The sequence below is a fragment of the Sphaerisporangium perillae genome (assembly GCF_023276435.1).
In the GTDB taxonomy this organism is placed as follows: domain Bacteria; phylum Actinomycetota; class Actinomycetes; order Streptosporangiales; family Streptosporangiaceae; genus Sphaerisporangium; species Sphaerisporangium perillae.
In genome coordinates, this window is sequence record NZ_JALLPO010000016.1 from 37325 (window position 1) to 61873 (window position 24549).

The following is a 24549-nucleotide window of genomic DNA, read 5'->3' on the forward strand; positions in this document are numbered from 1 at the left end:
GCGAGCGGGTCCGATGGGGGTGGTCGCGCATGAGCGAGGCCGGCAAGCTCGACCTGCCCGTGATGGGCGGGCGCCAGAGCCTGCGTGAGCAGGTGGCCCAGGCGCTTCGCAACGCGCTGGTGGCCGCCGAGATGCGTCCCGGCGTCGTCTATTCGGCCCCGGTGCTCGCCGCGCAGTTCGGCGTGTCGGCCACCCCGGTGCGCGAGGCGATGCTCGACCTGGCCAAGGAAGGGCTGGTCGAGGCGGTGCGCAACAAGGGGTTCCGGGTCACCGAGCTGTCCGAGCGCGACCTCGACGAGCTGACCGAGATCCGTCAGCTCCTGGAGGTCCCGACCGTGGCCCGGCTCGCCGGCGTCTCCCGCGCCGAGGAGTTCGAGCGGTTGCGGCCGGTCGCCGAGGAGATCGTCTCCGCGGCCGAGCGCGGCGACCTGCTCGCCTACGTGAACGCCGACCTGCGCTTCCACATGGACCTGCTGGCGCTCTCGGGGAACGCGCACCTGGTGGACATCGCCCGCGACCTGCGCTACCGCGCCCGGCTGTACGGGCTGCGGACCATGTCCGAGCGTGGCACGCTCGCCGACTCCGCCCGCGAGCACCTCGGCATCCTCGACGCCCTGATACGCGGCGACGCCGACGCCGCCAGGACCATCATGGACCACCACATCCAACACGTCCGAGGCATCTGGGCCGACCGCCCCGAGTGACCCGGCCGTTCCGGGTCGAATTTGCGTGATACGCAAAATTTCTGAACCAGCATTCTTGCGTGGCCCGCAAAAAGTGGGTAGCTTTGTGGTCGTGAGCACAGAAGGCGGCGACCGCGCAGGTCTGCGAGAGCGCAAGAAGCAGGAGACCCGTGCCGCGTTGAGCTGGGCGGCTCTCCGCCTCGCCGTGGAGCGTGGGCTGGACGACGTCCGGGTGGAGGACATCGCCGCCGAGGCCGGCGTCTCGCCCCGCACCTTCAACAACTACTTCTCCAGCAAGGGCGAGGCGATCGTCGCCCGGCACGTCGACCGCACCCGCGGGCTCGCGGCGGAGCTGCGCGCCCAACCGGCGTCCAAGCCGCTGTGGGACGCCATCACCGACGCGACGCTGGCGCAGTTCCAGGTCCAGGAGGGCTTTCCGGTCCAAGATGGCGCGCAGGAGGGCGTGCCCGACATGTGGTGGGTCACCGGGGTCCGCCGGGTGCTCGCCGAGCCTGCGCTGCAAGGCGAGTGGTTCAAGGCCTCCGCGGCGGCCGAGGCCGAGATCGCCGCGGCGATCGCCGACCGCACTGGCACCGACGTCACCCGCGACCTGTATCCGCTTCTCGTCGCACGCACGGTCGGGGCCGCCGTGACCGTCGCCATGGACCACTGGCTCCACGCCGACTCGCCCGTCCCGATCACGACATCGCTGCGTGAGGCGCTCCGCCTGCTCGCCGCGGGCCTCCCGGTTCCCTGACCCAAGGCCACCCCTACTGAAACCGACGGTCTCGGGCGGAGCTCGGTGACCTGCGGGCCGTCCAGATGTGCCGCCACCTGCCTCTCGGGCTGTCAGCTCGGCGGCTTGCGGCCCGGTCCAGACGTACCAGTACCGCCCGATCTCGAGCCGTGAGCTCGGCAGTTTGCGGCTTGCCCAGATGTATCACGACCGGCTGATCCGGGGCCGTGAGCTCGGCACTTAGAGGCCCTGTCCAGACGTACCAGGACGACCCGGCGCCGCCGGTCGATCCGCCATGCCCTTTTCCGCCGTCCCAAGGAGGACCGCCATGCCCGCCGACGTCGTCATCGCAGGAGGAGGCCCGAACGGGCTCATGCTGGCCTGCGAGCTGAGTCTGGCCGGAGTACGGCCCATCGTGCTGGAGCGCCTGCCCGGCCGCAGCGAGGATAACCGGGCGAACGGCCTGGTCGGCCAGGTGGTGCGGATGCTCGACCGCCGGGGCCTGTACCAGAGCCTCAGCGGCGGCCAGGAGCCGCCCCGGCCAGGGCCCGGCTACGTGTTCGGCGCGCTGCCGCTGGACCTGAGCGTGCTGGAGGACAATCCGCTCTACAACCTGATGGTGCCGCAGCGCCGCGTCGAACAGGTGCTGGAGGAGCGCGCCACCGACCTCGGCGTCGAGATCCGCCGAGGTCACCAGGTCACCGGGCTGTCGCAGGACGCCGACGCCGACGCCGTAACCGTCGACGTCGAGGGGCCGGACGGCGCCTACCGGCTGAGCACCCGCTACCTGGTCGGGGCGGACGGAGGACGCAGCCTGACGCGGAAGCTGTCCGGCATCGGCTTCCCCGGAGTCACCACCGACGACGTGATCTCCCGCACCGCGCACGCCACTGTGCCGGCCGCGATGATCGACCCGGCCACCGGCGGGCTGAACGTGCCCGGCTACGGGATCATCCCGCCGTTCATGCACCATCGCACCGAACGAGGGCTGTTCGTGTTCGGCCCGTTCCCCTCCGGCCCGACACTGATCAGCACCACGGAACGCGGATCGGCCGAGGCCGCCGCTGGGCCGTCGCTGACCCTGGACGAGCTGCGCGAGAGCGTCCGCCGGGTGCTCGGGGCCGACCTGCCGCTCGGCCCGCCCGAAGGCGAGGGTCCGCACCTGCTGCGCCGGGTGACCGGCGGCAACACGCGGCTGGCCGACCGGTTCCGCGACCGCCGGGTACTGCTGGTCGGAGACGCCGCGCACGTGCACACCGCGATCGGCGGGCCCGGGCTCAACCTCGGCCTGCAGGACACGGTCAACCTGGGCTGGAAGCTCGCCGCCGAGATCCGCGGCTGGGCCCCGGCCGGGCTGCTGGACAGCTACGAGGTCGAGCGCAGGCCGGTCGCCGAGCGGGTGGTCATGTCCACGCAGGCGCAGTCCGCGCTGATCGCCCCAGGGAGCGAGGTCACCGCGCTGCGCCAGCTGTTCACCGAACTCCTCCGCGAGCCGAGGAACGTCCAGCACATCGCCGACATGATGTCCGGCGCGGACGTCCACTACGACATGGGCACCGGCGCCCACGACATGGGCACCGGCGCCCACGGCCTGGGGACCGGCGGCCACGACAAGGGGATCGGGGGCGGCGACAGGGGGACCGGCGGCGGCGACGCGGAGGCCGGCCGTGCGCACCCTCTGATCGGCAGGTGGGCTCCCGACCTGCTGCTGGACACCGGGACCGGCCCCGTCCGGCTCGCCGAGCTGACCAGGAACGCCCGGCCGCTGCTGCTGGACCTCACCGAGGACAGGTCGCTCGCCGTGGAGACGTCCGGATGGCACGACCGGGTGGACACCGTCACCGCGCGCCCAGTGGACGCCGCCACCCCCGTCACCGCCGTGCTGCTACGTCCCGACTGCTACATCGCCTGGGCCTCGGCGTCACCCCGCCCGGCCTCCGGCGAGCGGGAGACCCTCCACGCGGCGCTGGCACGGTGGTTCGGCGCTCCCGTCCAAAGGGGCACCCTCACTCGCGAGGCCAGAGCCTGACAGCCCGCGAGGCCGCCGCGGGCGGCCTCGCGGTGGCGGGTTCCGGACGCGGCCGTACGGGCGGTTCGCCAGGCCACATCACAGAGGGTATGCGGCTACCGGGTCGCAGGAGGCGGATGCAACGCGTTCCGCCCCCTGCGACCCGGTTCCGACCTCGAACCAAACTAACTGACGGCTCCGCGTCCGGCGGCGTGCCGGGCGATCCATTGCTTCAGGGCGTCGATGCATTGCTCGTTATACCGATCGAAGTCCTTTTCCGCTGGCTTGGCCCATCTAGTGAAGCTGGCCGAGGAAAATGCCCGGATATGCGTAAACTTGGGCCAGCCGTGCTCGTCTTCCCAGCGTAGATCGGCCCCTCCTGTCAAAGTCCGGCGAATACCCGTGATCCTGTCGACCCGAACGCGACGGGTCAGCAGAGGTCCCTGTACCTTGACGACGGTCTCGCCGCACGTGACGCCGAATATCGGCGCTCGCACAGCCAGCCACGCGCCGAACACCAGCAGGGGAATGGACCCGACGGCCGCGCCCGTGAGGTCCGAAGGCTGTGCGTGCCAGAAACGCTCCAATCGCAGCAGATCGTCTTCGCCCGCGAGCGCTATCCGCGTCCATTCCAGGCCGAGCACGACGAATATGAGTCCCAGTGTGGCAAGGGATAAGCGGCGGAGCACGTGAGCGCGCAGTTTCACCACCTCATGATGTCCCGCACACGACACGGTGAAAAGCCGGAAGGCTTGGGGCTGAGGTTGAACGTATCCGCATCGACCACCTTCGTAGTCGTCAGGTGAGGCGCAGGGCCTCGGCCGGGCAGCCTGAGACGGCGGCCTCCACATCGATGAGCAGGCGCTCGGGAACCTCCTCGTTCAGCAGCAGGCCGGGCGGTCGCGCCCCCTATAATCCTATTGATAAGGTAGGTAATGTCTGAAACCTTGGGATCACGTCAGAGATCGGCCGATCGACAACCTCGGAGGCACGCATGAGCGTCACCGATGAACTGCTGGCCAACGCCGAGCGTTACGCCGCGGACTTCGACAAGGGGCATCTGCCGCTTCCTCCGGGTAAGGGCGTCGCGATCCTCGCCTGCATGGACGCGCGCCTGAACCCGTACGGGCTGCTCGGCCTCTCCGAGGGCGACGCGCACGTGATCCGCAACGCCGGAGGGGTCGTCACCGCCGACGAGCGGCGCAGTCTCGCCATCAGCCAGCGCCTCCTCGGCACGCGGGAGATCATCCTCATCCACCACACCGACTGCGGCATGCTGACCTTCACCGACGACGGCTTCAAGAACGCGATCGCGGAGGAGACGGGGGTCAAGCCCGACTGGGCGGCCGAGGCTTTCACCGACCTCGACCAGGACGTCCGCCAGTCCATCGGCCGGATCCTCGCCGACCCGTTCATCCCTCGCAAGGACTCGGTGCGAGGTTTCGTGTACGAGGTGGAGACGGGCCGCCTCCGCGAGGTCCAAGCCTGACGATCCACCAGGCCGCCGCGAGGACCTGAGGCAGCGGACACCGCCGCTCTGTCGCTTCAGCGTTGAGGACAGAGATACGGCCCACCCGGCACCCATGCCGGTGGTGAGCCGGTGGTGCCCACCCGAGCATTGCCGTGAACTCAGCGGTCAAGGTGGGCGCCACCCCCAGATGACGCGGGAACTCGCCCCCATCCTCAGCGGGCGGTGCCGGGTGGCCCACCAACTGCGGGGGGTGCCGTCCGGTCTGGTCGCCCGCGTGATCCGCCACGCCGGGTAGGTCTGCTCAAGAGCGGTGATCTGGCGTTCGACGAGCGCGGGCACTACCTCGGGTACGGGCGGCGACTCGACGGGCCGGCCGGTGGTGCCGGGGAAGTAGCCGCCCACGGAGATTCCCGCAGTCGGGGGGAAGCCGTATGGGTCGCACACCTTGTCGCCGTCATGGATCGATTCGCGAGCGCGGTCGCCTCCGCCTGTCATGCCGCCCCCACGGTCAAGTCCGCCACTCGCGCCATCGCCCCGAGTTCGGCCTCACGCATCCGCTCCCGTAGCTCCTCCACGGTCACGGCTTCGGCCCGTAGCGGCGATGGGACCTGCCAGGCGGCGATGGCGGTGAACCGGCGGCTCCCGACGCCGTACAAGACGTGCCACCCGGGTTCTTGTTGGTCGAGTTGGGCGGCTGCCGCCTCCTTCGCCGAATCCCAGCGTCGGGGTATCACGTGGCAGGGCTGTGCGCCGAGCCTGCTGCCGTCCAGGTGCCCGCCTCACGCGGCCGCCTTGCTTTCGTACGTCTCGCACCGGCCGCGCACGGGGACGGTGCCGAGGGCGTGACCACGGCCGTACGGGGGGTGATCGACGTGCTGGTGGACCTGGATGCCTCTAGCCGCCGTGTCGCCGCCAGCGACGTAGGGAGCGAGACCGTCGAGCGGCTCGAAGTGGCCGTTGACGAGCTCGCTGTCGCCTACCCAGGTACCCCACCCGCTGAGCTACTCGTGCGGGTACGGCGGCACCTCGGCTACGTCGTCCACCTGATCGACGCCCGCAAGACCCTCGACGAACATCGGCGCCTGCTCGTCGTGGGCGGTTGGCTGTCGCTGCTCGCCGCGACATGTCACATCGATCTGCAGCAGTTCCCCGCGGGGGCGGCCCGGCTGCGGACGGCCGCGCGGCTGGCCGAAGATGCGGCGCATCCCGAGATCGCCGCGTGGTGCCTGGACGCGGGCGTGGCAGGCGCTCATAGCCGGGGACTACCGGCGGGCGCTGGCCCTTGCCCAAAGTGCGCAGCACGTCGCCCCCAAGGACGGTTCGGCGTACATCCAGGCGACAGCGCAGGAAGGCCGCGCATGGGCCCGGCTCGGCGCCGGACGCGAAACCAGGGACGCCCTCGACCGAGTGGCCCGCCTTGTCGCCCCGCTGCCGAGCCCCGATCGGCCAGAGCATCACTACCGGTACGACCCAGCGAAATCCGGCGCCTACCTCGCGACGACGCTGTCCTGGCTTGGAGACCCTGCGGCGGAGCCGTACACCCGCGGAGTGCTGACCCGGCTGGAGTCCACGACGGACGGCCCGCCACGCCCGCGCAGGGCGGTCTCCGCACGGCTGGACCTGGCGCTCGCCCTTCTGGCGGCCGACCAGCCCGACGAGGCCGGCCACATAACGCTCGCCGCTATCACCAGTGGCCTTCTGGTGCCGTCGAACTACTGGCGCGCCACGGAGGTGATCGCCGCCGTGGAAGCACGCCGGGTGCCTGAGGCGGTCGAGTTGCGCGAGGCCTATCGGGACCTGCGGAACCGGCTGAGCCATTGAGCTGATCCCGTCACGACGATGCCCTTTGGCCGGGTGAGGCGGCCCTTCCTTGAACCTTCAGGGCGAAGGGGCGCTCGCTGTCGGGCGATTCACGAGGGTGCGGTTCGGTATGAGGGGGGCAACTTGGGTGGGCACCACTGGTTCACCACCGGCATGGGTGCCGGGTGGGTGAATTCGATCATCAGTGGCAGTGCTGTACCTCTTTCCTCGGAGCCGATCACCATTGCTGGGCTCCGAGGTTTGCGGGGGCGCACGTCTTGGGGTCGGTCCTCCGGTGGCCCAGCCGAGGTACGGGCGCCACTGTGGGCTCTCTGGTGGTGAGCCGGGAGCATCGAGGAGGCGGGAGGCGGTCAGCGGGTGGTCTGGTCCAGTGGGATGGCGGGGTCGGCGAGTTTGGCGCGGTCGACGGGGTGACCCGCGCGGATCAGCGTCTTGATGTCGTCGGTGACGTCCCAGATGTTGACGTTCATGCCCGCCGTGACCTTGCCGTCGTCGAGCCAGAACGCGATGAACTCGCGGGAGCCGAGGTCGCCCCGGACGACGACGTCGTCGGTGCGGCCGGGCAGGGTGTGACCGGTGTACTCCATGCCGAGGTCGTACTGGTCGGTGTAGAAGTAGGGCAGCCGGTCGTAGGAGGCGTCCTGACCGAGCATGGCGCGGGCGGCGACGGCGGGCTGGTTGAGGGCGTTGGCCCAGTGCTCGACGCGGATGTGGGTGCCGAGCAGCGGGTGGTAGGCGTTGGCGACGTCGCCGGCGGCGAAGACGTCGGGGTCCGAGGTGCGCAGGCCGGCGTCGACCACGACGCCGTTGTCGACCTTCAGCCCGGCGGTGGTCGCGAGTTCGGTGTTGGGGATCGCGCCGATGCCGATGATGACCGCGTCCGCCACGAGGAGGGTGCCGTCCGCCAGGCGTACTCCGGTCACCTTTCCGCCCTCGCCGGTGATCTCGGCAACCTGCGTCTCCAGCCGCAGGTCCACGCCGTTGTCGCGGTGCAGGCCGGCGAAGACGGAGGCGATCCGCGAGCCGAGCACGCGCAGCAGCGGTTGCCGTTCGGTCTCCAGGACGCTCACCTCGACACCGGCGCCCCGGGCCGCCGCGGCGACCTCCAGGCCGATCCAGCCCGCCCCGATGATCACCACTCGGGAGGCGGTGGACAGGGTGTCGCGGAGGCGCTCGCTGTCGTCCACGCTGCGCAGGTACAGCACGCCGTCCAGGCTCGCGCCGGGGATGGCCAGGCGGCGGGGCGAGGCGCCGGTGGCCAGCAGCAGCTTGTCGTAGCCGGCGTGCTCGCCGCCGGACAGGGTGATCTGGCGGCGGCCGCGGTCGATGCCGGTCACCGTCGTGGCCGGACGCAGGTCGACGTCGTGATCGCGGTACCAGGCGGCGTCGTGCACGAAGATCTTCTCTCGCTCAGACTTGCCCTGCAGGTAGCTCTTGGACAGCGGCGGCCGCTCGTACGGTAGGTGCGGTTCGTCGCCGATCAGCAGCACGCGGCCGTCGAAACCCTGCTCGCGTAGCGCCTCGGCGGCCTTCGCCGCGGCCAGGCCGCCGCCCGCGATCACGAAGGTGGGGAGTGTTGACATGGTCAGGCTCCTGTCGGGTTCGTCGCCGGCGAGGGCGAGGGCGAGGGCGAGGGCGAGGGCGAGGGCGAGGGCGAGGGCGAGGGCGAGGCGGTCGCGCCGAGCTCGACGCAGCAGGCGCCCGGGCGGGGCGCCAGGCGGGCGTGGACGGCGGTGGCGCCGAGCCCGTCGAGGTATCCCGTGAGGAAGGCGTGGTTGATCGCGCAGACCAGGCCGGGGTCCTTGGCCGCCAGGGGATGGAAGGGGCAGTTCCGCAGCCTCACCAGCGTCGGGGTGACGCGCGCCGGCTCGAAGCCGTGGCGTTCGAGCATCCGGCCGGCCCAGGTGAGGGCGCGCTCGGCCCCCAGCCGCCCCGGTTTCATCTGGTCGCGTTCGGCATGGCCGACACCGTGGCCCCGGCGGGCGGCCACGCGCAGCGCGGCCGCCCGCCCGCTCTCCGCCGGTCCCTGGTCGCGTACGGCGTCGAGCAGGATCTCGGCGAGCAGGCCGTGCTCCCGTGGCGGGATGCTGATCTGGACGTCCAGCTCAGTGGGGCGGTAGACCTTGGGCGTGCGGCCCACGCGGGGCAGCGCGTCGGGCTGGGCGTACGCGGCCGACAGCAGCCCGACGGCGACCAGCTTGTCCAGGTGGAAGGCCGCGAGCTTGCGGGAGATGCCGACGCTCTCGGCGGCCTGGTCACGGGTCACCGGGCCGTCCGACCGCCGGATGAAGTCGTACATGCGGCGCCGCGACTCGTCCCCGAGCACGGCGACGGCCGCCCGGATGGGATCCTCCACGGTCACCCGGTCAGATTACACCCACGATCGTTGGCTAAATAGGGGGTACGCGCCTGTGTCCTGGGTAACTCGTGGTTGGTGCGATTATGACCAACACTTGGTGGTGGAAATCGGAGGTAGGACATGGAAATCTGGATCAACCCCGGCTGCTCCAAATGCCGCTCCGCGCTATCGGTCCTGGACGCGGAGAACGCCGAGTACACCGTCCGCCGCTACCTGGAGGACCCGCCGGACGAGCGCGAGTTGCACGAGGTGCTGACCAGGCTGGGCCTTTCGCCCTGGGACATCACCCGGACCGCCGAGACCGCGGCCACCGAGCTCGGCATGGCCGACTGGCCTCGCACTCCGGAGAGCCGCGACCGCTGGATCCAGGCGCTGGCCGCCCATCCGATCCTCATTCAGCGCCCGATCCTCACCGCCGACGATGGAACGGCCGTCATCGCCCGGAGCGAGGAGGCCGTCCGCTCAACACTCCCGCGCTCACGAGCACCGGAACACGACCGGCCTGCTTGACCGGTGGACGGCCCTTCTACCTCGCGCGGCCGTCCAAGCCTGTCGTATTGCGGAACCTCTCGCCTCTGCCGGGAGTACGGAGAGGCGAGGAGGTTCCATGAGGTGGATGATGGCGGCGGTCCTGCTGGTCGCCGGGTGCACGACGAGCGGACAGGCGGCCGCCCCCGCTCAGAGTCCGGGTGTGAGTACGGCCCCGAGTGCGAGTTCGGGTCCCAGTGCGAGTATGGGTTCCAGTGTGAGTCCGGCCCCGAGCGTGCGTCCGAGTCCGGGCCCGACTGCCACCGGGGTGGCGTGCAACGGCACCCCGCTGCTCACCGGTGCCGGGTTTCCCGAGGTCAGGGGCACGGCCACGGACGCCGAGCTGTGGGGTCTGCTGTTCATGGACGTGCCGTTTCCCCGAGGCAGGGAGGTCAAGATCGTGTGGCGGATGACCGGCGAGGGACCATTGAAGATCAAGGCCACGCTCCCCGACGGCACGTCCGCCAGGCTGGCGTGGGGGCCCGAGGAGCACGGTGGGTCCACTTGGCGCCGCCCAGGCGACGAATGGGGCACCGGTCTCGTCTTTCCCAAGCGCGGCTGCTGGAAGGTCGAGCTCACCAGGACCTGCGGCTCAGGCCACGTCTGGCTACCCGTCCGCTAGAGCGGTGTCCACGAACGTTAGCCGGGTCGCTCGCCGTACCACTCCCCGCCGGCCCGGCGCCGACGGGACAAGCTCCATACCGGGCGGGGAGGAGAGGCTCGCCTCAGTCGCGGCGAGGACTCGCCACGGTCATGGCCCCAGGTCGGGCGAATCCGCTGGAACCGCAGGCCAGGGGCTCGCTGGGCGGACAGTCCTCGTCACAGTTACGGCACCAGGCCGGGTGAATCCGCTGGAACGCAGGCCAGGGGCTCGCTGGGCGGAGGGTCGGGAAGGGTGGGACGGCGGTCGTCCCGCCGCTTAGGTGGAGGTGCGGGTGGCGCCGAGGGAGGCGATGACGACGCAGCCGATGGCGGCCCACTCGCGCATGTCGAGGAACTCGCCGAGGATGATCAGGCCGACCAGCGCGGCCACGGCCGGTTCCAGGCTCATCAGGATGCCGAAGACATGCTTGGGCATCCGGCGCAGCGCCTCCAGCTCCAGGCTGTAGGGGATCACCGAGGACAGCAGGCCGACGCCCGCGCCGAGCAGGAGCAGCTCGGGGCGCAGCAGGTCGGTCCCGCCGGTGGTCACCCCGATCGGCGCGATCACGATGACCGAGACGACCATCGCGAAGGACAGCCCGGTGGTCCCGGGGAACCGGCCGCCCACGGCCGCAGAGAGCAGGATGTAGCCCGCCCAGCAGACGGCCGCCAGGGCCGAGAAGGCGATGCCGACCCAGCTGAGGCCGTCACTGTCGCCCCAGGGGGCCAGCAGGAGGATGCCGGTCGCCGCCAGCACCACCCACAGCAGGTCCATCCGGCGGCGCGAGGCCGCCACCGCGACGCCGAGCGGCCCGAGGAACTCGATGGTCACGCAGATGCCCATGGGCAGCCGGGCGAGCCCCTCGTAGAACGAGAGGTTCATGACTCCCAGCGTCACGCCGAAGGCGACCCCGACGGCGATGTCACGCCGGGTCAGGCCGCGCAGCCGGGGCCGGGCCACGACGACCAGGATCGCCGCGCCCGCCGCGATGCGCAGGAAGACCACCGCGCTGGGCGGCAGCGCCGTGAACAGGTTCTTGGCCAGGCCCGCGCCGATCTGCACCGACAGGATCGCCAGCAGCACCAGCCCGGACGGGGGCACGGCGCCCGCGGCCGCCCGCGCGAGGGCGCCCGGCCGGACGCGGTCCGGAGGATAGGACCCGGCGGAGCTGGACAGGGAGGGCACGGTCATGGGGGTCGTTCTCGCGTTCCTCGCACGTGCGCGTGCGGTCGGGGGGAGAAGGGAGGAAGGTCTGGAGGAGGTGTCGCCGCCGTCGAGCGTACGGGGATGGGGCCGGACGGGGGGATACCGGGTTGGTCGTCACGGCCGGGGTGTGAGGGGCGGGGTCGTCACGGCCGGGGCGTGGGGGTCGGGGTCGTCACGGCCGGGGCGCGAAAGTCGTTCCCGCCGTGGGGCGGCTACTCCCAGCGGAAGGTGCGGGAGGCGAGGGCGAGGGCCACGGCGGCCCAGGCCAGCAGGACCAGCAGGTCGCGGACCGGCAGGCCGCTCGCGTGGGTCAGCACGGCCCGCAGTCCCTCGGTCAGCGCCGTGATCGGCAGCAGCTCCACGATCACGCGGACGGCGTGCGGGAACGTCGTGACCGGCACCACCACCCCGCCGAGGCCGAGCAGCACGAGGTACACGAGGTTGGCGGCGGCGAGCGTGGCCTCGGCCCGCAGCGTCCCGGCCATGAGCAGCGCCAACCCGCTGAAGGCGGCGGTGCCGGCCAGGATCAGCAGGGCGGCCCAGAGCGGGTTGCCGTGCGGATGCCAGCCCATCGCGAGCGCCACGGCGGCGATCACGACGATCTGGAGGACCTCCACGATGATCACGGCAAGGGTCTTGGCCAGCATCAGCCCGGACCGGGACAGGGGAGTGGCGCCCAGGCGCTTCAGCACCCCGTACCGCCGTTCGAACCCCGTGCCGATCGCCTGCCCGGTGAAGGCCGTGGACATGATCGCGAGCGCCAGCACGCCGGGGGCGACGAAGTCGATGCGCCTGCCGGGCACCTCGAGGAGCGCGATGGTGGAGAAACCGACCAGCACCAGGATGGGGATGATCAGCGTGAGCAGGAGCTGCTCGCCGTTGCGCAGCACGGCGCGGACCTCGGCGGCGGCCTGGGCGAGGACCATGCGCGGCAGCGGCGCCGCGCCCGGAGCCGGCGTGAAGTCCAGGGCGGCGGTCAACGCAGTTCCCTTCCGGTGAGTTCGAGGAAGACGTCTTCCAGGGTGCGGCGCTCGACGCTCAGGTCGTCGGCGGTGACGCCTTCGGTGGCGCACCAGGCGGTGACCGTGCCGAGGAGCTCGGGGCCGACGTGGCCCTCGATGACGTAGTGGCCGCTCGGCGACTCCTTGGCCGCGCTGCCCGAGGGCAGGGCGGTGAGCAGCTCGTCGAGGTCGAGGCCCGGCCGGGCGCGGAAGCGCAGCTGCCGCTCCGCGCCGGTGAGTGACTGGGGGCTGCCCTCGGCCACGACGGTGCCCCGGTCGATGATGACGACCTTGTCGGCGAGCTTCTCCGCCTCGTCCATGTGGTGGGTGGTCAGCACCGTGGACACCCCGCGGGCGCGCAGCTCGCCGATGACGTCCCAGCAGGCGTGCCTGGCCTGCGGGTCGAGCCCGGCGGTCGGCTCGTCGAGGAAGACCAGCTCGGGACGGCCCACGACGGCGGCGGCGAGCGACAGGCGCTGCTGCTGCCCGCCGGACAGCCGGCGGTAGGGCGTGCGGGCGTGCTCGGTCAGGCCGAGCCGGTCGAGCAGGGCCCCGGGATCGAGGGGATGGGCGTGGAAGCGGGCCACCAGCCGCAGCCACTCGCCGGCGCGGACGGCCGGAGGCACGCCGCCGGACTGGAGCATGACCCCGACGCGGGGCTTGAGCTGGGCTCCCTGGCGGATCGGGTCGAGGCCGAGGACCCGGACGGTGCCGCCGTCGGCCTTCCTGAACCCCTCGCAGATCTCCACGGTGGAGGTCTTGCCGGCGCCGTTCGGGCCGAGGATCGCGGTGACCGCGCCGCGTTCGGCGTTCAGGGTCAGACCGTTGATCGCGAGAGTGCGGCCGTATCGCTTGACCAAATCGGTGAGCGCGACGGCTGGGGAGTCCATGGTGACGAGTTTAGGGACCCTGTGCGGTGGTTCCCGCGCCGACCGTGGCCTGCCGTGCCGCGTGCCGGTAAAGCTTGGGAGCACCTCCTACCAAGGTGATATGTCGGGCGACATGTCGGCCCTCCTCCCATGTGACGCTGGCCCTCGTCCCGTGCCGGGTCTGCACGAGGGAGGCGGCTCGGCGCGGGAGCGGAACATCCGCCGACAAGGAGGTCCGGCATGCCCACGCGTACCGGTTACAAGCCCGGCGTGCCCTGCTGGGTGGACCTCGCCAGCACCGACCTCACCGTGTCGGTCAGCTTCTACCAGGCCCTGTTCGGCTGGCAGGTCGCCTTCGACTCCTGCGCGGACGCGGGGGGATACGGCCGCTTCACGCAACGCGGCCGGCTCGTGGCGGGCATCGGGCCGACGTTCGGCCAGGACAGGCCGTCGGTGTGGAACACCTATTTCTCCACCGGCGACGCCGAGTCGGTGGCCGACAAGGTCAAGGAGGCGGGGGGCCGCGTCGAGGTCGGGCCCGTCCAGGTATTCGACGAGGGCACGATGGCGGTGTTCCAGGATCCGGCGGGGGCGTCGTTCACGGTGTGGGAGCCGATGCGGCACCACGGCGCCCAGCTTCTGGACGAGCCGGGGGCGCTCTGCTGGAGCGAGCTGGCCTCCCGCGATCCGATGGAGGCCAGGACGTTCTACGCGGAGGTCTTCGGCTGGGGCGTGCGCGGCGTCACCGGCACGGCGGGCGTGGAGTGCACCGAGTGGCTGGCGGACGGCAGGCCGATCGCCGGCATGGCGCCGATGGGCGACAGGTTCCCGCCGCAGGCCCCCTCCCAGTGGCTGGTGTTCTTCGCCGTCGCCGACTGCGAGGTGGCCGCCCGCCTCGCCGAGCGGTGCGGCGGCAAGGTGCTGCTGCCTCCGCGCGATGCGCCCATGGGCCGGTACGCCGTCCTCACCGACCCCCGGGCCGCCGTCTTCGCCGTCATGACCCCACGTCCGCCGCGCGCGTAGCCGTCCCGGCGCCGGCGCGGCGACGGCGCCGCATCCCGATTGGTCGGAAAAGTTCCTTTATTCGGGAATTGGACCGTCTTTAATGTGGTTGGTGTCCCCTTGGCCCCCATGGGCTGTTTCGCATCCAGCTTGTGAAGGGGACCGCATGACCGCGACCACTGTGCAGGACGACGCCGCGGCCCCCGCCCGCACCACCGGGCGCCGGCGCGGGCTGCTCCTGCTGATACTGGGCGCGCTGTCGGCGATCGGTCCGCTGTCCATCGACATGTACCTGCCCGCCCTGCCCGCCATCCGCGGGGAGATGCTCACCGGAGCGGCCCAGGTCCAGCTCACGCTGACCGCGTGCCTGATCGGCGTCTCGGTGGGCCAGCTGATCGCCGGCCCGCTGAGCGACGTGCGGGGACGGCGGATCCCGCTGATCACCGGCCTCGTGGCCTACGCGCTGGCCTCGCTGCTGTGCGCGTTCGCCCCGTCGGTGGAGGTGCTGGTCGGGCTGCGCCTGCTGCAGGGGATCGCGGGCGGCGCGGCCCTGGTGATCGTGCGCGCGATCGTGCGCGACCTGTACGACGGCCCGGCGATCGCCCGCATCTTCGCGACGCTGATGCTGGTGAGCGGCCTGGCGCCCATCCTCGCCCCGATCGCCGGTGCGCAACTGCTGCTGGTCACCTCCTGGCGCGGCGTGTTCGTGTCCCTCAGCGTGGCCGGGCTCATCCTGCTGGCCGCGGTGCTGGCAGGGGTGCGCGAGACGCTGCCCGCGGGCGAGCGGAACGACGGCGGGCTGCGGCACACGCTGTCGACCTTCGGCGTGCTGCTCCGCGACCGGTCGTTCATGGCGGCGGCCATGGCGGGCGGCCTGGGGTTCGCCGGCATGTTCGCCTACATCTCCGGGTCGCCGTTCGTGCTGCAGGAGGTCTACGGGGTGACCCCGAGCGGCTTCTCCGTGATCTTCGCCACCAACGCGCTCGGGCTCACCGTCATGGCGCAGCTGGGAGGGCGGTTCGCCGGCAGGTTCTCGGCGGCGCGCCTGGTGCTCATCGGGCTCCTGCTGAGCCTGGCCGGCGCGACCGCACTGGTCGCGGGGGTGCTGGCCGGCCTCGGCCTGGCCGTGGTCGTGGCGTCGCTGTTCACGCTGATGTGCGGCGCCGGCCTGTCGCTGCCCGGTTCGGCGGCGCTGGCGCTGTCAGGGCAGCGGCCGCAGGTCGCGGGCAGCGCCTCGGCGCTGCTCGGTCTGCTGCAGTTCGCCCTCGGAGCGGTCGCCGCCCCGCTCGTGGGGCTGGCCGGGACGGGGACGGCGCTGCCCATGGCCCTGGTCATGGCCGGGTTGACCGCGGTGGCGCTGGTGACCTTCCTGGTGCTCGCCCACAGCAGGCAGGCGCCGGATGTTTCCCCTGCTTAGGTAAGGCTTGCCTGCGTGACCAACCGCATCGCGATGCGCCGAACATCGAGTTGTGTGCCGGGAAGGAATTACGGCACACTGATGTTGTGAAAAACGTGGCCGGGATAACGCACGCTGAGAAGGGCGCCGAGCGCGGAACGCGCGCGCGCGTCGCTCGGCTGATCCTGGAACACGGTCCGATCAACGCCGCCGCCCTGGGCGAGCGGCTCGGGCTGACCCCGGCGGCGGTGCGGCGTCACCTCGACGCGCTGCTCGCCGAAGAAATGATAGAACCCCGCACGGTACGCCCACGCGGCCAGCGCGGGCGCGGGCGCCCCGCGAAGCTGTTCGTGATCACCGACGCGGGACGCAGCGCATTCGTGCACGCCTACGATGGCCTGGCAGGGAGCGCGCTGCGCTTCCTGGCCGAGCGTGTGGGCGAGGAGGTCGTCGCCGAGTTCGCCAGATCTCAGGTGAGCGGCCTGGTGCGGCGGCTCGCGCCGACGATGCGCGAGGTGCCCGCCGACCAGCGGGTGCGCGTGCTCGCCGAGGCGCTGACCGCCGACGGCTACGCCGCCTCGGCCAGCCAGGCCAAGTCCGGCGGCGAGCAGCTGTGCCAGCACCACTGCCCGGTCGCGCACGTCGCCGCGGAGTTCCCGCAGCTGTGCGAGGCCGAGACCGAGGCGTTCGGGCAACTGCTCGGCACACCCGTGCAGCGCCTGGCCACCATCGCCCACGGCGACGGGGTGTGCACGACTCATGTGAGTCCGCGCGCCCTGGGCGCGCAGCGGAACCAACCTGTGAACCCCCGGCGGAGCGCGACCGTAGACACGTCAGACGGCTCCGGCGACGTGACCATAAGCACTTCGCGGAACGCGATCGAGAGCAAGGAGACCGGAAGGTGACCATCACCGACCGCCCGGAGCTTGAAGGCCTCGGGAATTACAAGTTCGGCTGGGCCGACACCGACGTGGCCGGCGCCACCGCGCGCCGTGGCCTGTCCGAAGAGGTCGTGCGCAATATCTCCGGGCTGAAGAACGAGCCGGAGTGGATGCTCGACCTGCGCCTGAAGGGCCTTCGGCTGTTCGGCAAGAAGCCCATGCCGAACTGGGGATCCGACCTCTCCGGCATCGACTTCGACAACATCAAGTACTTCGTTCGCTCCACCGAGAAGCAGGCCGCCAGCTGGGACGAGCTTCCGGCGGACATCAAGAACACCTACGACAAGCTCGGCATCCCCGAGGCGGAGAAGCAGCGCCTGGTCGCCGGCGTCGCCGCCCAGTACGAGTCCGAGGTCGTCTACCACAAGATCCGTGAGGACCTCGAGGAGAAGGGCGTCATCTTCCTCGACACCGACACCGGCCTCAAGGAGCACCCCGAGATCTTCAAGGAGTACTTCGGGTCGGTCATCCCGGTGGGCGACAACAAGTTCGCCTCGCTGAACACCGCGGTGTGGTCGGGCGGCTCGTTCATCTACGTGCCGCCGAACGTCCAGGTCGAGATCCCGCTGCAGGCCTACTTCCGGATCAACACCGAGAACATGGGCCAGTTCGAGCGCACGCTGATCATCGTCGACGAGGGCTCCTACGTCCACTACGTCGAGGGCTGCACGGCGCCGATCTACTCCTCCGACTCGCTGCACAGCGCGGTCGTGGAGATCATCGTGAAGAAGAACGCCCGCTGCCGTTACACGACCATCCAGAACTGGTCGAACAACGTCTACAACCTGGTCACCAAGCGCGCCGTGGCGTACGAGGGCGCGACCATGGAGTGGATCGACGGCAACATCGGCTCCAAGGTCACGATGAAGTACCCCGCCGTCTACCTCATGGGCGAGCACGCCAAGGGCGAGACGCTGAGCGTCGCCTTCGCCGGCGAGGGCCAGCACCAGGACGCGGGCGCCAAGATGGTGCACCTCGCGCCCAAGACCTCCTCGACGATCATCTCCAAGTCGGTCGCGCGGGGCGGCGGGCGCACCTCCTACCGCGGCCTCGTGCAGATCGAGGAAGGCGCGGCGGGCTCGGCCTCCACCGTCAAGTGCGACGCCCTGCTCATCGACCAGATCAGCCGGTCCGACACCTACCCCTACGTCGACGTCCGCGAGGACGACGTTTCCATGGGGCACGAGGCCACGGTCTCCAAGGTGTCGGATGACCAGCTGTTCTACCTCATGAGCCGGGGCCTCAGCGAGGACGAGGCCATGGCGATGATCGTCCGTGGCTTCGTGGAGCCGATCGCCCGCGAGCTGCCGATGGAGTACGCCCTCGAGCTGAACCGGCTGATCGAGCTGCAGATGGAAGGAGCGGTGGGCTGATCATGGGCCTCGAGTCCAAGCCTCTCTCGACCTTGCGTGGGAAGGCGTCCTACGAGCTGGCGGACTTCCCCGTCCCCACCGGCCGTGAGGAGACGTGGCGGTTCACCCCGCTCTCGCGCCTGCGCGGCCTGCACGACGGCACCGCCGTCGTGTCCGGCAACGTCGTGGTGCACGTCGACGCCGCGCCGGAGGTCTCGGTGGAGACGGTCGGCCGTGACGACCCCCGCATCGGCAAGGCGTACGCGCCGACCGACCGGGTGAGCGTCCAGGCGTTCACGTCCTTCGAGAAGGCGACCGTGATCACGGTGCCGAAGGAGGCCGTGATCACCTCGCCGATCGTGGTCAACCTGCGCGGCGAGGGCGGCGGCGCCGTGTACGGCCACACCGTGGTCGTCCTTGCGCCGCTCGCCGAGGCCGTGGTCGTGCTCGACCACCAGGGCAGCGCGGTGTACGCCGACAACGTCGAGTTCGTCGTCGGCGACGGCGCGACCCTGAAGGTCGTCAGCCTGCAGGACTGGGCCGACGACGCCGTGCACGTCTCGCAGCACCACGCCCACCTCGGCAGGGACGCGACGTTCAAGAGCTTCGTCGTCACCATGGGCGGCGACCTGGTCCGCCTGTCGCCGTCGGTGTCCTACACCGGGCGCGGCGCCGACGCCGAGCTCAACGGCCTGTACTTCGTGGACGCCGGCCAGCACATCGAGCACCGGCTGCTGGTCGACCACACCGTGCCCGACTGCCGGAGCAACGTCGACTACCGCGGCGCGCTCCAGGGCGAGGACGCGCACGCCGTGTGGATCGGTGACGTGATCATCCGCGTCGAGGCCACCGGCACCGACACCTACGAGCTCAACCGCAACCTCATCCTGACCGACGGGGCCCGCGCCGACTCGGTGCCGAACCTGGAGATCCTGACCGGAGAGGTCGCGGGGGCCGGCCACGCCTCGGCGTCCGGCCGCCTGGACGACGAGCACACCTTCTACCTGCAGGCGCGGGGCATCCCGTACGACGAGGCTCGCCGCCTGGTCATCCGCGGGTACTTCGCCCAGCTGATCCAGAAGATCGAGGTCGGCGAGATCCGCGACCGCGTGCTGGCCGCTGTGGAGGCGGAGCTCAACTCATGACGTTCGTGAAGGCCTGCTCGGTCTCCGACATCCCCGACGGCGGGGTCATCGGAGTCGAGGTGGAGGGGACGCCGGTCGCGCTGGTCCGCAAGGACGGCGAGGTGTTCGCCCTGCACGACGTCTGCTCGCACGCCGAGGTGCGGCTGAGCGAGGGCGATGTGTACGACGACACGCTGGAGTGCTGGCTGCACGGCTCGTGCTTCGACGTGCGCAGCGGCAAGCCGACCGGGCCGCCCGCGGTTAAACCGGTCCCTGTCTACCGAGTGAAGCTCGAAGGCGACGACGTGCTCGTCTCGCTCGACAGCGCCGACCATGCTGAAAATGGGGAGTCTTAAGTGTCCACCCTGGAAATTCGTGACCTGCATGTCGCCGTGGAGGACAAGGAGATCCTGCGCGGCGTCAACCTGACCGTCCGCTCGGGGGAGACCCACGCCCTCATGGGGCCGAACGGCTCGGGCAAGTCGACGCTCGCGTACGCCATCGCCGGTCACCCCAAATACACCATCACCTCCGGCGCCGTCACCCTCGACGGTGAGGACGTGCTGTCGCTGACGGTCGACGAGCGGGCCCGCGCGGGCCTGTTCCTCGCCATGCAGTACCCCGTCGAGGTGCCCGGCGTCTCGGTGTCGAACTTCCTGCGCAGCGCCGTCACGGCCGTGCGCGGCGAGGCGCCCAAGCTGCGCGCCTTCACCAAGGAGCTCAAGCAGGGCATGGACGCGCTGTCCATCGACGCCTCCTTCGCCCAGCGCAACCTCAACGAGGGCTTCTCCGGTGGCGAGAAGAAGCGGCACGAGATCCTCCAGCTGGAGCTGCTCAAGCCGAAGATCGCCATCCTGGACGAGACCGACTCGGGGCTGGACGTCGACGCCCTGCGCGTGGTCTCCGAGGGTGTCAACCGATTCGGCGCCGGCGGCGAGACCGGCGTGCTGCTGATCACCCACTACACCCGCATCCTGCGCTACGTGAAGCCGGACTTCGTCCACGTCTTCGCGGGCGGCCGGGTCGTCGAAGAGGGCGGCCCGGAGCTGGCCGACAAGCTCGAGGCCGAGGGCTACGAGCGTTACACGAAGGCGAGTGCATGACAAACGGCATGTTCGATGTGGACAGGATCAGGAAGGACTTCCCGATCCTGTCCCGCGAGCTGCCCGGCGGGAGGCCGCTGGTCTACCTCGACTCGGGCAACTCCTCGCAGAAGCCCGCGCAGGTCATCAACACCATGCGCGAGCAGATGGAGCAGCACTACAGCAACGTCGGCCGTGCCCTGCACACGCTGGGCAGCGAGTCGACCGAGGCCTACGAGGGCGCGCGCGACAAGGTGGCCGCCTTCATCGGCGCCCCCGACCGCGACGAGGTGATCTTCACCAAGAACGCCTCCGAGGCGCTCAACCTGGTCGCGTACTCCTTCGGCAACCCCACCTGCGACGACGAGCGGTTCCGCCTCGGCCCCGGTGACGAGATCGTCATCTCCGAGATGGAGCACCACTCCAACATCGTGCCCTGGCAGCTGCTCGCGCGGCGCACCGGCGCGACGCTGCGGTGGTTCCCGGTGACCGACGAGGGCCGCCTGGACCTGTCGGGTCTGGACGAGCTGGTCAACGAGCGCACGAAGATCGTGTCGATCGTCCACCAGTCCAACGTCCTCGGCACGGTGAACCCCATCGGCGGCATCCTCGCGCGGGTGCGCGCGGTCGGCGCGCTGATGATGCTCGACGCCTCCCAGTCGGTGCCGCACCGCGCGGTCGACGTGGCCGCGCTCGGGGTCGACTTCGTGGCGTTCACCGGGCACAAGATGGTCGGCCCGTCCGGCATCGGCGTGCTGTGGGGCCGTCAGGAGCTGCTCGAGGTCATGCCGCCGTTCCTCGGCGGCGGCGAGATGATCGAGGCGGTCTGGATGGACCACTCGACGTTCGCTCCGGTACCCCACAAATTCGAGGCCGGCACCCCACCCATCGTCGAGGCGATCGGTCTCGGCGCGGCCGTCGACTACCTCACGGCCGTCGGCATGGACGACGTCCAGCGTCACGAGCACGAGCTCACGGTCTACGGCCTGAAGGCGTTGGGCGAGGTCCCGGGCCTGCGCATCGTCGGGCCCGCGACGGCGGAGGACCGCGGCGGCATCCTGTCTTTCACGATCCCGGGGATTCACCCCCACGATGTGGGGCAGATCCTTGATGACCAGTTCGGCGTCGCCGTGCGCGTCGGGCATCACTGTGCGCGCCCGCTGCACCTGCGCTTTGGAATACCGGCGACGACACGAGCGTCTTTCTATCTGTACACCACCACGGACGAGATCGACGCGCTGGTCCGGGGCCTCCATCACGTCCAGAAGGTGTTCGGATAAAAGATGATCGCCGAGTCGTTGTACCAGGAGCTGATCCTAGAGCACTACAAGCATCCGCAAGGTCGTGGCCTGCGAGATCCGTACGACGCCGAGGTGCACCACGTGAACCCCACGTGTGGCGACGAGGTGACGATGCGGGTCAAGCTGGGCGATGGCGGTAAGGTCGAGGACGTCTCCTACGACGGCCAGGGCTGCTCGATCAGCCAGGCCGCCGCATCCGTCCTCCACGAGCTGGCCACCGGGTCGACCGTGGTCGACTCCCTTGCGGTGGTGGACGAGTTCACCCGGCTCATGCAGGGCCGGGGCAAGATCGAGCCCGATGAGGACGTGCTGGGTGACGCCGTCGCGTTCGCGGGTGTGGCCCGGTTCCCGGCCAGGGTCAAGTGCGCACTGCTCGCCTGGATGGCCTACAAGGACGCGGTGGCGAGGAGCTCGGCGTGAGCGTTATGAGTGTTGTCGTGAAAGCGAGCGGCCCCGCCCGAGGGGCGGCCGGAGTCTGGCGAGGTGTGGAGGCGGCGTGAGCAAGCCTGTGGAGACCCCTACGGGGTTCGACGGTGTGACGACGCTGGACGAGGTCCTTGAGGCGCTCAGGGACGTCGTCGACCCCGAGCTGGGAATCAATGTGGTCGACCTCGGGTTGGTGTATGGTGTGAATCTTGACGCCGGGGATGCCGGTGCGGCACCGGTCGCGACCATCGACATGACGCTGACCAGTGCGGCCTGCCCACTGACCGATGTCATCGAGGAACAGGCGCATTCCGCCCTCGACGGCATGGTCTCCGATGTCAAGATCAACTGGGTCTGGCTTCCCCCGTGGGGGCCGGACAAGATCACCGACGATGGGCGCGAGCAGCTTCGCATGCTGGGCTTCAACGTCTGATCGCGAACGTCCCGGCCATCTCCGGGACGGTGTTCGACCCGCCGGGTTCTGCGCGTGACGTTCACACGGGCGTCTCTCCCGGCCCCAGCATGACCCCGGTACGGCCGGCTCCGGCGCACTGTCGCCTGGCGTGGGCCGTACCCGCTTGATCGCGGCTTGACCAGGTTGGGCTAGACTCTTGGTCGCCCACCATGATGAGTGGTGCTCGCGTGTCGCGACTGAGCGCACCGCTCGGCGTCCCCCCCGGACGCCCACTGTTCGAGTGCGGCACAGGCCGCACGCCCCGGCTCGTCCTTTCGCAGAAGTGACGTGCCATGTCTCTTCGATCGAAAGGCACGACATATCGTGACCAGCATCAACGCCGCCATGCCCGCAGACGCCCTGACCGGCGCGGGGCACGATGAGGCCGCGCCGACCGCGCTGCCGGACCAGGCGGTGTCCAGCCGGAAGGGCTCCGCGACCGCGGCTCCCGCCGAGGCCGCCGCCGGCGACCTCACCGGTGAGACCATCGACGGGCCGGCGGAGTTCTCCCTCCTCGGCCTGCCCAAGCCCCTGATCACCGCACTGGCGCGGCAGGGCATCTCCAGCCCGTTCCCCATCCAGCGGGCCACCATCCCCGACATCCTCTCGGGTCGCCACGTGCTAGGCAGGGGTCAGACCGGCTCGGGCAAGACCCTGGCGTTCGGCCTGCCGACCATGACGCTCATCTCCGGCACCAAGGCCGCTCCGCGCCGGCCGCTCGCCATCATCCTCGTGCCCACCCGCGAGCTGGCGATGCAGGTGACCGACGCCCTGGAGCCCCTGGGCCGGGGTCTGTCCCTGCGCATGAAGACCGTCGTCGGCGGCATGTCGATGGGCAGGCAGATCGAGGCGCTGCGGCGCGGCGTCGAGATCGTCGTCGCCACCCCCGGGCGGCTCACCGACCTCATCCAGCAGGGCGAGTGCTCGCTGCAGGACGTCCAGGTCACCGTGATCGACGAGGCCGACCACATGTGCGACCTCGGCTTCTTCCCGGTGGTGAGCGCGCTGCTCCAGCAGACTCCCGCCGACAGCCAGCGGCTGCTGTTCTCCGCGACGCTCGACGGTGACGTCGACAAGCTGGTCCGCCGCTTCCTGAAGGACCCGGTCACGCACTCGCTGGCCCCGGCCACCTCCTCGGTGGAGACCATGGAGCACCACGTGCTGCAGGTCTCGCGGGACGACAAGTTCGCCATCACCGCCGAGATCGCCAACCGCGAGGGCCGGACGATCATGTTCGTGCGCACCCAGCACGGCGTCGACCGCCTGGTCAAGCAGCTCGCCCGGGTCGGCGTCCGCGCCGGAGGCCTGCACGGCGGCAAGCGGCAGAACCAGCGCACCCGCATCCTCGCCGAGTTCCGCGAGGGCGCCATCGGCGTGCTGGTGTGCACCGACGTCGCCGCCCGCGGCATCCACGTGGACGACGTCAGCCTGGTCCTGCACGTGGACCCGCCGATGGACCACAAGAGCTACCTGCACCGGGGCGGCCGTACGGCCCGCGCCGGCGAGCGCGGCACGGTCATGACCCTGGTGCTGCCCAACGAGCGCCGCTCGACCGAGACGATGACCCGCCGCGCGGGCGTCGAGCCGTTCCGCCTCAAGGCCACGCCGGGGCACCCGCGCCTGGCCGAGGTGGCCGGCGCGCAGCGCCCGAGCGGTGTGGAGATCCCCGTCTGGGAGCCGTCGGCTCCGGCCGCCAAGCGCCCGCGCCGTGAGGGCGGTCACGGCGGCGGCGACCGCCGCCCGCGCCGCTTCCACGACCGACCCAGCGAGGACGGCGAGCGTCGCGCCGAGGGCTCGCCGAGCGAGCGTCCGGCCCGCGGTTTCCAGGGCGAGCGCCCGGCACGGGGCTTCTCGGCCGAGCGTCCGGCCCGGGACGCGCGCGGCGACCACCGCCGCGGCGGTGCCGACCGTCGTGACGGGGGCTTCCAGACCGAGCGTCCGGGTGGCGCGCCTCGTGGTGCGGGCGCGCGCGGCGGGCGTCCGGCGGCGGGCTCGCCCGACCGTTCCGGCGGCCGCGGCTACGGCCGCTGACCGGCGCTGACCACACGCTGAACGAAGAGGGGCCCAGGACGGCATGCCGTCCTGGGCCCCTCTTCGTCCGCCGTCCTGGCCGGATCAGGTGCCCATATGTCAAGACAAGAGATGA

General features: G+C 70.7%; 27 protein-coding genes. 18 read left to right on the top strand and 9 right to left on the bottom strand.

Annotated elements, in window-relative coordinates; genetic code table 11:
- Nucleotides 1-29 precede the first annotated feature (29 nt).
- The 3 genes from MYF83_RS17175 (at nt 30) to MYF83_RS17185 (ending at nt 3448) form a co-directional block, all read left to right on the top strand.
- Nucleotides 30-704 (top strand): GntR family transcriptional regulator, encoded by a 675-nt coding sequence (locus tag MYF83_RS17175; protein WP_248961415.1) that lies wholly within the window; start codon nt 30-32, stop codon nt 702-704.
- A 91-nt stretch (nt 705-795) separates the two neighbouring features.
- Nucleotides 796-1440 carry a TetR/AcrR family transcriptional regulator gene (locus MYF83_RS17180; protein ID WP_248961416.1) on the top strand — a complete coding sequence of 215 codons (645 nt, stop codon included), beginning with the start codon at nt 796-798 and terminating at the stop codon, nt 1438-1440.
- Nucleotides 1441-1747: 307 nt separating this feature from the next.
- On the top strand, nt 1748-3448 hold the full coding sequence (locus MYF83_RS17185; protein ID WP_279339662.1) for an FAD-dependent monooxygenase: 1701 nt from the start codon (nt 1748-1750) through the stop codon (nt 3446-3448).
- Between the two features lie 164 nt (nt 3449-3612).
- Here MYF83_RS17185 and MYF83_RS17190 read toward each other — a convergent pair whose 3' ends face one another.
- Nucleotides 3613-4134 carry a hypothetical protein gene (locus tag MYF83_RS17190; RefSeq protein WP_248961417.1) on the bottom strand — a complete coding sequence of 174 codons (522 nt, stop codon included), beginning with the start codon at nt 4132-4134 and terminating at the stop codon, nt 3613-3615.
- A gap of 287 nt (nt 4135-4421) precedes the next feature.
- On the opposite strand from MYF83_RS17190, the gene MYF83_RS17195 reads away from it, so the two are divergent.
- On the top strand, nt 4422-4916 hold the full coding sequence (locus MYF83_RS17195) for a beta-class carbonic anhydrase (protein WP_248961418.1): 495 nt from the start codon (nt 4422-4424) through the stop codon (nt 4914-4916).
- Between the two features lie 147 nt (nt 4917-5063).
- Here MYF83_RS17195 and MYF83_RS17200 read toward each other — a convergent pair whose 3' ends face one another.
- The 3 genes from MYF83_RS17200 to MYF83_RS17210 all read right to left on the bottom strand — a co-directional run bounded on the left by MYF83_RS17200 (nt 5064) and on the right by MYF83_RS17210 (nt 6103).
- Nucleotides 5064-5393: a hypothetical protein gene (locus tag MYF83_RS17200; protein ID WP_248961419.1), complete on the bottom strand. Its 330-nt coding sequence runs from the start codon at nt 5391-5393 to the stop codon at nt 5064-5066.
- Nucleotides 5390-5554 (bottom strand): hypothetical protein, encoded by a 165-nt coding sequence (locus tag MYF83_RS17205; RefSeq protein ID WP_248961420.1) that lies wholly within the window; start codon nt 5552-5554, stop codon nt 5390-5392. Before MYF83_RS17205 ends, MYF83_RS17200 begins: the two co-directional genes overlap by 4 nt.
- A 345-nt stretch (nt 5555-5899) precedes the next feature.
- Nucleotides 5900-6103, bottom strand: coding sequence for a hypothetical protein (locus tag MYF83_RS17210; protein WP_248961421.1), 204 nt, complete (start codon nt 6101-6103; stop codon nt 5900-5902).
- Between MYF83_RS17210 and MYF83_RS17215 the strand changes: the two genes are divergently transcribed.
- Nucleotides 6093-6719 (top strand): hypothetical protein, encoded by a 627-nt coding sequence (locus tag MYF83_RS17215; RefSeq protein ID WP_248961422.1) that lies wholly within the window; start codon nt 6093-6095, stop codon nt 6717-6719. The genes MYF83_RS17210 and MYF83_RS17215 overlap by 11 nt on opposite strands.
- A gap of 350 nt (nt 6720-7069) precedes the next feature.
- Here MYF83_RS17215 and MYF83_RS17220 read toward each other — a convergent pair whose 3' ends face one another.
- Together MYF83_RS17220 and MYF83_RS17225 are read right to left on the bottom strand one after the other, a co-directional pair.
- Nucleotides 7070-8302 (bottom strand): NAD(P)/FAD-dependent oxidoreductase, encoded by a 1233-nt coding sequence (locus tag MYF83_RS17220; RefSeq protein WP_248961423.1) that lies wholly within the window; start codon nt 8300-8302, stop codon nt 7070-7072.
- A 2-nt stretch (nt 8303-8304) separates the two neighbouring features.
- Nucleotides 8305-9081: a helix-turn-helix transcriptional regulator gene (locus MYF83_RS17225; RefSeq protein ID WP_248961424.1), complete on the bottom strand. Its 777-nt coding sequence runs from the start codon at nt 9079-9081 to the stop codon at nt 8305-8307.
- Nucleotides 9082-9198: 117 nt separating this feature from the next.
- Between MYF83_RS17225 and MYF83_RS17230 the strand changes: the two genes are divergently transcribed.
- Both MYF83_RS17230 and MYF83_RS17235 read left to right on the top strand, forming a co-directional pair.
- Entirely contained in the window at nt 9199-9588 is a 390-nt protein-coding gene (locus MYF83_RS17230; RefSeq protein ID WP_248961425.1) for an arsenate reductase family protein, read from the top strand.
- 235 nt (nt 9589-9823) lie between these two features.
- Complete coding sequence (locus MYF83_RS17235; protein ID WP_248961426.1) at nt 9824-10228, top strand: hypothetical protein; 405 nt, start codon at nt 9824-9826, stop codon at nt 10226-10228.
- Nucleotides 10229-10525: 297 nt separating this feature from the next.
- Here MYF83_RS17235 and MYF83_RS17240 read toward each other — a convergent pair whose 3' ends face one another.
- From MYF83_RS17240 to MYF83_RS17250, 3 genes are all read right to left on the bottom strand, one after another.
- Nucleotides 10526-11440 (bottom strand): EamA family transporter, encoded by a 915-nt coding sequence (locus MYF83_RS17240; RefSeq protein WP_248961427.1) that lies wholly within the window; start codon nt 11438-11440, stop codon nt 10526-10528.
- 227 nt (nt 11441-11667) lie between these two features.
- A complete protein-coding gene (locus MYF83_RS17245) occupies nt 11668-12381 on the bottom strand; it encodes an ABC transporter permease (protein ID WP_248961584.1) in 714 nt (237 codons plus the stop codon).
- Between the two features lie 50 nt (nt 12382-12431).
- Nucleotides 12432-13346, bottom strand: a complete 915-nt coding sequence (locus MYF83_RS17250) for an ABC transporter ATP-binding protein (protein WP_248961428.1) — start codon at nt 13344-13346, stop codon at nt 12432-12434.
- Nucleotides 13347-13565: 219 nt separating this feature from the next.
- Here MYF83_RS17250 and MYF83_RS17255 point away from each other — a divergent pair, with 219 nt between their 5' ends.
- The 11 genes from MYF83_RS17255 to MYF83_RS17305 all read left to right on the top strand — a co-directional run bounded on the left by MYF83_RS17255 (nt 13566) and on the right by MYF83_RS17305 (nt 24434).
- Nucleotides 13566-14348, top strand: a complete 783-nt coding sequence (locus MYF83_RS17255; protein ID WP_248961429.1) for a VOC family protein — start codon at nt 13566-13568, stop codon at nt 14346-14348.
- Between the two features lie 145 nt (nt 14349-14493).
- Nucleotides 14494-15744 carry a multidrug effflux MFS transporter gene (locus MYF83_RS17260; protein WP_248961430.1) on the top strand — a complete coding sequence of 417 codons (1251 nt, stop codon included), beginning with the start codon at nt 14494-14496 and terminating at the stop codon, nt 15742-15744.
- Between the two features lie 86 nt (nt 15745-15830).
- Complete coding sequence (locus MYF83_RS17265) at nt 15831-16628, top strand: helix-turn-helix transcriptional regulator (protein ID WP_248961431.1); 798 nt, start codon at nt 15831-15833, stop codon at nt 16626-16628.
- On the top strand, nt 16625-18037 hold the full coding sequence (gene sufB / locus MYF83_RS17270) for a Fe-S cluster assembly protein SufB (protein ID WP_248961432.1): 1413 nt from the start codon (nt 16625-16627) through the stop codon (nt 18035-18037). Before MYF83_RS17265 ends, sufB begins: the two co-directional genes overlap by 4 nt.
- Nucleotides 18038-18039: 2 nt before the next feature.
- A complete protein-coding gene (gene sufD, locus MYF83_RS17275; protein WP_248961433.1) occupies nt 18040-19161 on the top strand; it encodes a Fe-S cluster assembly protein SufD in 1122 nt (373 codons plus the stop codon).
- The gene (locus MYF83_RS17280) at nt 19158-19496 is read left to right on the top strand and encodes a non-heme iron oxygenase ferredoxin subunit (protein ID WP_248961434.1); all 339 of its coding nucleotides are present in this window, start codon (nt 19158-19160) and stop codon (nt 19494-19496) included. Before sufD ends, MYF83_RS17280 begins: the two co-directional genes overlap by 4 nt.
- Complete coding sequence (gene sufC / locus MYF83_RS17285; RefSeq protein WP_248961435.1) at nt 19497-20243, top strand: Fe-S cluster assembly ATPase SufC; 747 nt, start codon at nt 19497-19499, stop codon at nt 20241-20243. It abuts the gene before it with no gap.
- The gene (locus MYF83_RS17290; RefSeq protein ID WP_248961436.1) at nt 20240-21502 is read left to right on the top strand and encodes a cysteine desulfurase; all 1263 of its coding nucleotides are present in this window, start codon (nt 20240-20242) and stop codon (nt 21500-21502) included. Before sufC ends, MYF83_RS17290 begins: the two co-directional genes overlap by 4 nt.
- 3 nt (nt 21503-21505) lie before the next feature.
- The gene (gene sufU / locus MYF83_RS17295; RefSeq protein WP_248961437.1) at nt 21506-21943 is read left to right on the top strand and encodes a Fe-S cluster assembly sulfur transfer protein SufU; all 438 of its coding nucleotides are present in this window, start codon (nt 21506-21508) and stop codon (nt 21941-21943) included.
- 76 nt (nt 21944-22019) lie between these two features.
- Entirely contained in the window at nt 22020-22382 is a 363-nt protein-coding gene (locus tag MYF83_RS17300; RefSeq protein ID WP_248961438.1) for a metal-sulfur cluster assembly factor, read from the top strand.
- A 345-nt stretch (nt 22383-22727) separates the two neighbouring features.
- Nucleotides 22728-24434, top strand: a complete 1707-nt coding sequence (locus tag MYF83_RS17305) for a DEAD/DEAH box helicase (RefSeq protein ID WP_248961439.1) — start codon at nt 22728-22730, stop codon at nt 24432-24434.
- Nucleotides 24435-24549: the final 115 nt, after the last annotated feature.

What these genes read in the sequence shown, in the direction of transcription:
- MYF83_RS17260 (WP_248961430.1), top strand. Translation starts at nt 14,494, where the DNA reads ATGACCGCGACCACTGTGCAGGACGACGCCGCGGCCCCCGCCCGCACC.
- MYF83_RS17195 (WP_248961418.1), top strand. Translation starts at nt 4,422, where the DNA reads ATGAGCGTCACCGATGAACTGCTGGCCAACGCCGAGCGTTACGCCGCG.
- MYF83_RS17200 (WP_248961419.1), bottom strand. Translation starts at nt 5,393, where the DNA reads ATGACAGGCGGAGGCGACCGCGCTCGCGAATCGATCCATGACGGCGAC.
- sufU (WP_248961437.1), top strand. Translation starts at nt 21,506, where the DNA reads ATGATCGCCGAGTCGTTGTACCAGGAGCTGATCCTAGAGCACTACAAG.
- MYF83_RS17290 (WP_248961436.1), top strand. Translation starts at nt 20,240, where the DNA reads ATGACAAACGGCATGTTCGATGTGGACAGGATCAGGAAGGACTTCCCG.
- MYF83_RS17220 (WP_248961423.1), bottom strand. Translation starts at nt 8,302, where the DNA reads ATGTCAACACTCCCCACCTTCGTGATCGCGGGCGGCGGCCTGGCCGCG.
- MYF83_RS17215 (WP_248961422.1), top strand. Translation starts at nt 6,093, where the DNA reads ATGCGGCGCATCCCGAGATCGCCGCGTGGTGCCTGGACGCGGGCGTGG.
- MYF83_RS17210 (WP_248961421.1), bottom strand. Translation starts at nt 6,103, where the DNA reads ATGCGCCGCATCTTCGGCCAGCCGCGCGGCCGTCCGCAGCCGGGCCGC.
- MYF83_RS17250 (WP_248961428.1), bottom strand. Translation starts at nt 13,346, where the DNA reads ATGGACTCCCCAGCCGTCGCGCTCACCGATTTGGTCAAGCGATACGGC.
- MYF83_RS17245 (WP_248961584.1), bottom strand. Translation starts at nt 12,381, where the DNA reads ATGGTCCTCGCCCAGGCCGCCGCCGAGGTCCGCGCCGTGCTGCGCAAC.
- MYF83_RS17280 (WP_248961434.1), top strand. Translation starts at nt 19,158, where the DNA reads ATGACGTTCGTGAAGGCCTGCTCGGTCTCCGACATCCCCGACGGCGGG.
- MYF83_RS17175 (WP_248961415.1), top strand. Translation starts at nt 30, where the DNA reads ATGAGCGAGGCCGGCAAGCTCGACCTGCCCGTGATGGGCGGGCGCCAG.
- MYF83_RS17240 (WP_248961427.1), bottom strand. Translation starts at nt 11,440, where the DNA reads ATGACCGTGCCCTCCCTGTCCAGCTCCGCCGGGTCCTATCCTCCGGAC.
- MYF83_RS17255 (WP_248961429.1), top strand. Translation starts at nt 13,566, where the DNA reads ATGCCCACGCGTACCGGTTACAAGCCCGGCGTGCCCTGCTGGGTGGAC.
- MYF83_RS17230 (WP_248961425.1), top strand. Translation starts at nt 9,199, where the DNA reads ATGGAAATCTGGATCAACCCCGGCTGCTCCAAATGCCGCTCCGCGCTA.
- sufD (WP_248961433.1), top strand. Translation starts at nt 18,040, where the DNA reads ATGGGCCTCGAGTCCAAGCCTCTCTCGACCTTGCGTGGGAAGGCGTCC.
- MYF83_RS17185 (WP_279339662.1), top strand. Translation starts at nt 1,748, where the DNA reads ATGCCCGCCGACGTCGTCATCGCAGGAGGAGGCCCGAACGGGCTCATG.